Source organism: Nostoc sp. 'Peltigera membranacea cyanobiont' 213 (assembly GCF_002245975.1).
Lineage (GTDB): Bacteria > Cyanobacteriota > Cyanobacteriia > Cyanobacteriales > Nostocaceae > Nostoc.
Genome location: NZ_NOLI01000345.1, coordinates 1 through 1,742 on the forward strand (window position 1 = coordinate 1; position 1,742 = coordinate 1,742).

1 pseudogene is annotated in these 1,742 nt (G+C 38.7%); it reads right to left on the reverse strand.

Annotated elements, in window-relative coordinates:
- Nucleotides 1–44: 44 nt before the first annotated feature.
- Nucleotides 45–1,641 (reverse strand): annotated as a pseudogene (locus CDG77_RS34805) (IS1182 family transposase).
- Nucleotides 1,642–1,742 lie beyond the last annotated feature (101 nt).

Sequence of the window (1,742 nt, forward strand, 5' to 3'; positions counted from 1 at the left end):
GCTAGAGTGCCAGTCCAGTAGAAAATATTGACAAATTAACTAGACTATGAATTAGATAAAAGTGACAATTTTTCTGGTGTGGTGTGGGAGATACGAGCCAGGACATGAAGATTGTGAACAATAGCCATTCTTCGGAGATCAAAAAGATTTTTACGGAGACCAAGATAGCGAGCTTGGTCTCCTTGCCACTGACCAATATGAGCTAAACTATGCTCAACACTGACACGTTCACGGAGTTTGGCACGTCCGGCTACAGTAGTTTGACGTTCACGCAGTTCAATAAGTAAGGATTCATCAGGATGAATAGAAATACTGCGAGAACGCTTGCTTGTTGTACATTGAGAATGAAGAGGACAAGCATCACATTCATGTTTAGGAAAGTGAATAACACTCCCTTCATGAAATGGTAAACTCACTTGATTTGGGCAACGAATCAAATAGTTTTCCCAATCAAGAACAAAAGCATTCTTATCAAAAAGTTTACCGTTGCGGACTTTCCATGCTTTGCAAATAATAGTAAGTTCAGATGTGCGCTGTTTAATCCAATGACTGGTCAAATATGCACGGTCAATATGCAACTCTTGAATAGTTATTTGTTGTTGTTTTAAATCTGATTCAATATCTCTAGTGACTGATGCTTCAGGTGCGTTAGCTTTAGTGACACCAACAGCCCTAATCATTCCTAATTCTAAATCCTTGGCAATATGGCGTTTATAACCATCAAACTTTTGACTACGACTTTTACGTCCATGTCGCATATCCTCATCTTCAATAGAAATACGTCGGTCTTTGGCAACACCATTAAGAAGCTTTGGGGAACCATCTGATTCCACCTCCACATCTTGTGCTTTAATTTGTTGTGCAGTTGCCAGATTTGTATTTACCTGCTGAATGGTTAAATCGGACAAATCTGTTTTTTGATTCACTAAAGATTCAACTGAGTTCAATGCTTGTAAAATTGTCGATAGTGCTATATTCCTAGCTTCTGGGTCATCCCAATCTAAATCTAAAGCAGCTTTTAGGCTGGTTTTAGCAACAATTTCTGCCCCCGCACTTGCCGCCACTGTTTTTAAACTTTCTTGAGTATTTTCAGCTATTATTTCTAATACTTTTCGCAACGCATGACCTAACAAATTATATGTATCTTCGACTCTGGCTGCCCCCCATAATGGACTTGAATCTAGCGCTATCTTAAGGGAGTTTGAATTGTACCCTCCACGTTTTTTTGCCATTTCAATTGTTTTCTCAATTAAACGTCTGTCAAAATATTTTGATATTAATAATCCCCGAAATCTTACTAATGTTCCTTTTCCAAATGGTGCTTTCTCACAGTCGAGACAATCTAAAACTAGCTGCCATCTTCTATCCATTTCTATGGCTTCGATTGCCTAGTCGTCTGACACTCCTGTATATGCTTGAAGAATAATAAATAGTGCCAATTGTGCTGGTGGCACTGGGCATAATCCCACACTACTATCTTTAAATATCGTTGCTAATTCTAACTGAAAAGCTGAGTCAAATAGTTCGTGGCGTATCTGTCTCAAAAATACGAACAACTTAGCTAGCTTTACGTATACGTTTTACTACTTTTTCTTCCGCAAGTGATAATTCTATGGGAGGATTCCAGACTGAGGGACGCATCTTTATACACTCCGGATAGTGCTTTCCCCAATATTACCCTCTATCAGTCTCTGCAAAAATTGTACTTTTTGTCAATTACTTCTACTGGACTGGCACTCTAG